Annotated in this window: 11 protein-coding genes; 5 read left to right on the forward strand and 6 right to left on the reverse strand. The window is 36.6% G+C overall.

Annotated elements, in window-relative coordinates; genetic code table 11:
* Positions 1–445: MutS-related protein (locus tag AAGC65_RS14205; protein ID WP_407940669.1), on the forward strand; the 445-nt coding region annotated here is incomplete at its 5' end.
* Here AAGC65_RS14205 and AAGC65_RS14210 read toward each other — a convergent pair.
* Together AAGC65_RS14210 and AAGC65_RS14215 are read right to left on the reverse strand one after the other, a co-directional pair.
* Positions 446–739: a chaperone modulator CbpM gene (locus tag AAGC65_RS14210; protein WP_343113122.1), complete on the reverse strand. Its 294-nt coding sequence runs from the start codon at positions 737–739 to the stop codon at positions 446–448.
* 16 nt (positions 740–755) lie between these two features.
* Entirely contained in the window at positions 756–1,652 is an 897-nt protein-coding gene (locus AAGC65_RS14215; protein ID WP_343113123.1) for a J domain-containing protein, read from the reverse strand.
* A gap of 213 nt (positions 1,653–1,865) precedes the next feature.
* Between AAGC65_RS14215 and AAGC65_RS14220 the strand changes: the two genes are divergently transcribed.
* Genes AAGC65_RS14220 through AAGC65_RS14230 form a run of 3 tightly spaced genes read left to right on the forward strand, consistent with a single transcriptional unit; the run spans position 1,866 to position 2,728 of the window.
* Positions 1,866–2,204, forward strand: coding sequence for a cupin domain-containing protein (locus tag AAGC65_RS14220; protein WP_343113124.1), 339 nt, complete (start codon positions 1,866–1,868; stop codon positions 2,202–2,204).
* A 14-nt stretch (positions 2,205–2,218) separates the two neighbouring features.
* The gene (locus AAGC65_RS14225; protein WP_343113125.1) at positions 2,219–2,545 is read left to right on the forward strand and encodes a GNAT family N-acetyltransferase; all 327 of its coding nucleotides are present in this window, start codon (positions 2,219–2,221) and stop codon (positions 2,543–2,545) included.
* Positions 2,546–2,575: 30 nt separating this feature from the next.
* Complete coding sequence (locus tag AAGC65_RS14230; RefSeq protein ID WP_343113126.1) at positions 2,576–2,728, forward strand: hypothetical protein; 153 nt, start codon at positions 2,576–2,578, stop codon at positions 2,726–2,728.
* On the opposite strand, the gene AAGC65_RS14235 is transcribed toward AAGC65_RS14230, so the two are convergent.
* Positions 2,725–3,354: a chloramphenicol acetyltransferase gene (locus AAGC65_RS14235; RefSeq protein ID WP_343113127.1), complete on the reverse strand. Its 630-nt coding sequence runs from the start codon at positions 3,352–3,354 to the stop codon at positions 2,725–2,727. The genes AAGC65_RS14230 and AAGC65_RS14235 overlap by 4 nt on opposite strands.
* A complete protein-coding gene (locus AAGC65_RS14240; RefSeq protein ID WP_343113128.1) occupies positions 3,351–4,040 on the reverse strand; it encodes an HAD family hydrolase in 690 nt (229 codons plus the stop codon). The genes AAGC65_RS14235 and AAGC65_RS14240 overlap by 4 nt, the downstream gene beginning before the upstream one ends.
* Before the next feature lie 155 nt (positions 4,041–4,195).
* Between AAGC65_RS14240 and AAGC65_RS14245 the strand changes: the two genes are divergently transcribed.
* Positions 4,196–4,555, forward strand: a complete 360-nt coding sequence (locus AAGC65_RS14245; RefSeq protein WP_343113129.1) for a DUF1493 family protein — start codon at positions 4,196–4,198, stop codon at positions 4,553–4,555.
* 40 nt (positions 4,556–4,595) lie between these two features.
* Here the strand turns inward: AAGC65_RS14245 and AAGC65_RS14250 are convergent, their stop codons facing one another.
* Together AAGC65_RS14250 and AAGC65_RS14255 are read right to left on the reverse strand one after the other, a co-directional pair.
* Complete coding sequence (locus tag AAGC65_RS14250) at positions 4,596–4,817, reverse strand: PspC domain-containing protein (RefSeq protein ID WP_343113130.1); 222 nt, start codon at positions 4,815–4,817, stop codon at positions 4,596–4,598.
* A gap of 1 nt (position 4,818) precedes the next feature.
* Positions 4,819–5,284 (reverse strand): DUF2851 family protein (locus tag AAGC65_RS14255; RefSeq protein ID WP_343113131.1); only part of this gene is annotated, 466 nt, incomplete at its 5' end.

Consider the following 5,284-nt stretch of genomic DNA (forward strand, 5'->3'; position numbering starts at 1 on the left):
CATTAAAACTACAGACAGTATAGAAGAACAAAAAAGCTATTTCCAGGCCCAAGCTCAATCCATATTGAATATCATAGGTCGAAGTACAGTAACAGAAGAGATAAAAAGCCTGGTTATTATTGATGAGATATTCAGAGGAACCAATAGTATTGAGCGTATAGCAGCGGCCAAATCGGTTTTGTCATATATCACAGCAAACCAGAATTTTGTTTTCGTATCAACACATGACCTTGAACTGGCCGAACTGCTGGATGAAGATTTTGCTATTTATTCTTTTGAGGATTCTAAATCTGGTGGTAGTTTAGTGTTTGATTATAAACTTAAAGAAGGGTTTCTGAAAAGCCGTAACGGCATCGCCATATTAGAATCTATGGGATATCCGGAGTCTGTAATTGATGATGCCAATATTGTAAGCGAAAGAATGATGTTGAAATATATGGAATAGTTAATCATCCTCATATAAACTCAGTTTATTTCTTAAATGGCGTAAATCTTCCTGTGTCTTTTCAAAACGATCCAATAAATGACTTATAGCCTCAAGTCCTTCTACATTAATACCTAACTGGTACAAATTGATCAATTTTTCAAGTTTTTGAAGCTCAGTAGTAGGTATAAAGGCGTTCTTATTTATAATAGTAATTTTTATCAGATCAGCCTCTTGTAACATTTCTACAAAATTGATTTCCACGTTGTGAAATAAACAAAAATCACTTGTTGATATTAGATCTGCTGTTTTCATATCTTATTAGTTTACATCATGATTTTGAAAGCTCTTCAAAGAGTTGTTTTTGTTTTTCGGTAAGATTTACAGGTATTTGTATATCGTAAGTTAAATACAGGTCGCCAAATTCATTTGCTTTTTTGTAAACAGGCATTCCTTTGCCCTTTAGTTTTACTTTAGTACCATTTTGAGTTTCGGGTTTCACTTTAACTTTTACCTTGCCTGTCAACGTATCGGCCATTATTTCCCCACCAAGTATTGCTGTATACAGATCAAGTTTTATAGTAGCATACAAATTAATGCCGTCGCGTTTAAAGCGTGCATCATCGCTGATAGCAAATTTAATATACAGATCACCAGCCGGGCCATTATTAACACCCGCACCGCCATGCCCGGCTATTTTAATGGTCTGTCCGTTTTCTATTCCCGCGGGTATATTTATTCTGATACTTTTCCCATTAACTGTTAAGGTTCGTTTATGAGTCTCTGCAATGTCTTGTAGCTTTAAATGCAATTCAGAGTTAAAGTCTTGTCCGCGATATTTGGTTTGCCGGCTGCCGCCACCGCCAAACATAGATTTAAAGAAATCTGAAAAATCGCCTCCGCCAAAAGTTTCACTATCAGTAAAGCCGCCGAAGCCACCACTGCCACCGTAACTGTCCTGTCTGCTTTGCTGCTGTCTGGCTTGTTGTTCATAAGCTTCGCCATGCTGCCAATTTTCACCGTATTTATCATATTTGGTTCGCTTTTCAGGATCGCTTAATACTTCGTTAGCTTCATTAAGTTCCTGGAATTTTTTATGAGCATCTGCATTATCTGGGTTAAGGTCAGGGTGGTATTTTCGGGCCAGCTTACGATAAGCATTTTTAATATCTTTATCTGTAGCCGTTTTGCTTACGCCCAGTGTTTTATAGTAATCAATAAAAGCCATATCAATTGTGAAATATCTCAGTACATATTGTTAACCCTTAAATATACGGCTTAGTTTTGGCTGTAAATACTTTTAGTAACTATCAGGTATTAATTTAATTGTCAAAAAATCAAGCTGACGCCTAATATCGCAGGTTAAATAAAGAAGTGTTTGGCTTATACATAAATTTTATACTTTTACGCTAAAGCCTGCTTTACTCAGCGCTTAAAGATCATGATAGACAGTCAAGTTTTTAATCAATTTGCAGACATTCAAACCAAAGAGATAGCTCCGGGTTTTTTCTCTAAAATAATACATACTCAAAATAATACCATCAACTTTATTGAAGTGAAAGCTGGGTGTGTTTCGCCTCTGCATCAACACATTAATCATCAATGTGCTTTTGTTATTGAAGGACAATTTGAACTTACGGTAGATGGTGTATCCCGAATATTGGATACCGGGACCTTTGCCGTTATACCACCTAATGTAATACATGGTGGCCGTGCTATTACTGATTGTAAGCTGATAGATATATTTGACCCTGTTCGTGAAGATTTCAAATTGTTATAACTACTGTTTCTGCTATGCCTATTAATAAAGCCTCAATCACTGATGTACCTGAGTTAAATTTACTGGTTAACAGTGCCTACCGTGGCGAGGAATCCAAAAAAGGCTGGACGTCGGAATCTGATCTTTTAGATGGTATCAGGATAGACGAGGCCATGTTGACAACATATTTTAATAATGAAGCTATCAGCATATTAAAATACACCGATGATGCGGGTATTATTACCGGCTGCGTTTATTTAGAAGTTAAAGGCAGCAAGCTATACCTGGGCATGTTCAGTGTATCGCCCTTACTGCAAGGTAAGGGAGTAGGGCGGGCTTTATTGGAAGAAGCGGAAAATTAGGCCAAACAACTTAATTGCCATACCATTACTATGACAGTAATAAGTACCCGTTCAGAACTCATTAACTGGTATGAGCGCCGTGGTTATAGCTTTACCGGCGAAATACAGCCCTTTCATGATCATGGCCGTTTCGGTAATCCCAGGCAGCCTATTGAGTTAATAGTGATGGAGAAAATGGTTTAATAGTCATCATTCATCAATTGCTGAAATAGATCAATATACTGGCCTATATGCAAGCCATCAATCAACGCATGATGCACATGTACTGATGCCGGCATGGTTAATTTGCCATTATTTTCGGTCATTTTACCGAATGACATTTTAGGACAGCTGTCCTGAAAAGAAAAGCTGCGGGCATGTGACAAGCTGGTGAAATCAACCCAAGGTAAGGCTGAGTAGTGGATTATATCATCATCAAGCTTTGGTGCGAAAAGGGTAGTGGTGCTTTGTACGCGTTCGATCTCTTTATTAGCCCCAATTACAAATTCATGAAACGAAGGGTGATAATCTATGTATGAAAACCCAAAGGTTCCATTAGCGCGGCCGATTGTAGGTCCGGCGTTTATCTGCTCATACAGAAAAACCTCATCACCATAAATACGGTATTTGAATGGTTCAAGAGCATTAACCGCGGTTAATGATTTATGCACGTAATACCAAAAAAAGGATTGGCCATTTTCTTTAGATATGTGGTATGCTTTAGTACAATCAATATTTACAACAACACCATAAAAGGGCTCTTCAAAAGTTTTAAAAAAGTTGAAGTGTTCTTTACGATTCCAGGTATCAAGGTTGAGTTTTTGTTTCATAGAGGTATATGGGGTAAAACCTCGCTAAGCGAATTTGCCTGTTTGAAATTTTGATGTATTAAACTGGTTTCTACATGTTCATGAGCCCAGGTGGTATGGAAAGGAACGTGGATGGCGTGACCTCCAATATTAATAACCGGCATAACGTCGGATTTTAAAGAGTTACCGATCATTAAAAATTCACTTGCATCAATATCCAGGTGTTTGATGAGTTTAGTATAATCATCTTCACGTTTGTCAGACATGATTTCAATGTGATGGAAATAATGCGCCAGCCCCGATTTTTTTAATTTTCGTTCCTGATCAAGCAAGTCACCTTTGGTGGCTACTACCAGCCTGTAATGAGGTTTTAATGTTGCCAGTACATCGTCTACATTGTCAAGCAGTTCAATAGGCTGATTAAGCATTTCCTTACCGTATTCCAATATCAGGTCAACTGCAGCAAGCCCAATCTGTTTATCAGATATTTTTAATGCTGCTTCAATCATGCTCAGTATATATCCTTTTATGCCATAACCATAAAGGGATAAATTTTCTACTTCTATTTTAAAAAGCTCACTTGATATGGAGTGCTGCGGTAAAAAGTCTTCCAACAGGCTACAAAACTTTTTTTCGGTATTTAGAAAATAGGGTTCGTTAACCCATAAGGTGTCATCGGCATCGAAGGCTATAACTTTTATTTCCATGAGCTTTTTATTAATTGAGTGCAATAATAAACATCCAGGCTTTATTTCAAGGTGATTCAGTGTAACCTTTTTCTAAAATAAAAAGCCCAAAGATGCAACCTAATTTTAAAAGTGGCGTCTCATACATCAAATGATCAAAACTTTATTCATTTAGAATGGAAGAGATATTGCCACCATTAAAAGAATTTATTGTTGATTATTGCAATCGCTATAAAATAAGTCATGTTGATCCGACCAGTCTAAGTCTGGATACCAGCATTGACCTTGATCTGGATATATTTGATATTGAAATAGATCTTTTCCTGGCTGATTTTGCCGATCAGTTTAAAATAGATCAATCAAAATTTACCTGGTATAAGTATGGATACCCCAAAGGATCAACCCGGGTACGAATGATAAAGATAATGTTTGGTTACAATAGTACCTGGGTAAAACAATTGGCTCAATATTGTTATAAACCCAAGTTTAAGGTGAAACACTTACAGGATGCGGTTAGAACCGGAAAGCTTGTTTAAAAAACTGAAAAGCATTAAGGAAATTAATTTAAGCCTTTTATTAAAGATCAGTAACCCTTGTATGGCGACGCTTAACATAATTACGGATATCCAATACAATACCTGCAAAGAAGTAAAATATCAACGGAAAGCCAACTGCCAAAAACGAGGAGTAAATAAAGAATAAACGGATTTTTGATATAGAAATATTAAACCTTCCGCCAAGATAAGTGCATACACCAAAGGAGTACCGTTCAAAAAAAGTGAGTATTCTCTGTATCATGTCAGGCAAGTTTTAATATCTTATTACCAACGCCACATTGCAGGCATTTCTTATAATTACAATAATTGTTTTTCAACTCCAGCAGGGCCTGCGACTCAAAAGCATTATTGATTTTCAGCCCTAAATTAACAAAATCTTCGGTAATATTGTTTTGTTCGGCGGGTAAATTTTCTAACAACTTTAAACTACGACTCACAAAATATTCCTGCTGGTGTTGCTTTCCGTAGCTAAACAAAAATAATACCAATGTATTAATAAGTAATATATTAATTGATGATGCTCCAAGGTTTTTAGGTAATGGTTTCGACTCTACATCAAACTTATAATGATTATCCCAATATTCATTTACCTTTATATCGGTAAATAAAGCACGCAAAGCGCCAACTTCCTTTATGTCGAGTATTTTCGATAACAGGTGGTTGGATTGAATTATTAGTGCAGCGAATTGAGCGAGTCTTATGGTAGGG

Origin of the sequence: Mucilaginibacter sp. (assembly GCF_039207105.1) — a bacterium.
GTDB lineage: Bacteria > Bacteroidota > Bacteroidia > Sphingobacteriales > Sphingobacteriaceae > Mucilaginibacter.

Bases quoted from the DNA above. Each gene is read 5' to 3' on its own strand.
- AAGC65_RS14210 (WP_343113122.1), bottom strand. From the start codon at position 739: ATGAAAACAGCAGATCTAATATCAACAAGTGATTTTTGTTTATTTCAC.
- AAGC65_RS14215 (WP_343113123.1), bottom strand. From the start codon at position 1,652: ATGGCTTTTATTGATTACTATAAAACACTGGGCGTAAGCAAAACGGCT.
- AAGC65_RS14220 (WP_343113124.1), top strand. From the start codon at position 1,866: ATGATAGACAGTCAAGTTTTTAATCAATTTGCAGACATTCAAACCAAA.
- AAGC65_RS14225 (WP_343113125.1), top strand. From the start codon at position 2,219: ATGCCTATTAATAAAGCCTCAATCACTGATGTACCTGAGTTAAATTTA.
- AAGC65_RS14230 (WP_343113126.1), top strand. From the start codon at position 2,576: ATGACAGTAATAAGTACCCGTTCAGAACTCATTAACTGGTATGAGCGC.
- AAGC65_RS14235 (WP_343113127.1), bottom strand. From the start codon at position 3,354: ATGAAACAAAAACTCAACCTTGATACCTGGAATCGTAAAGAACACTTC.
- AAGC65_RS14240 (WP_343113128.1), bottom strand. From the start codon at position 4,040: ATGGAAATAAAAGTTATAGCCTTCGATGCCGATGACACCTTATGGGTT.
- AAGC65_RS14245 (WP_343113129.1), top strand. From the start codon at position 4,196: ATGGAAGAGATATTGCCACCATTAAAAGAATTTATTGTTGATTATTGC.
- AAGC65_RS14250 (WP_343113130.1), bottom strand. From the start codon at position 4,817: ATGATACAGAGAATACTCACTTTTTTTGAACGGTACTCCTTTGGTGTA.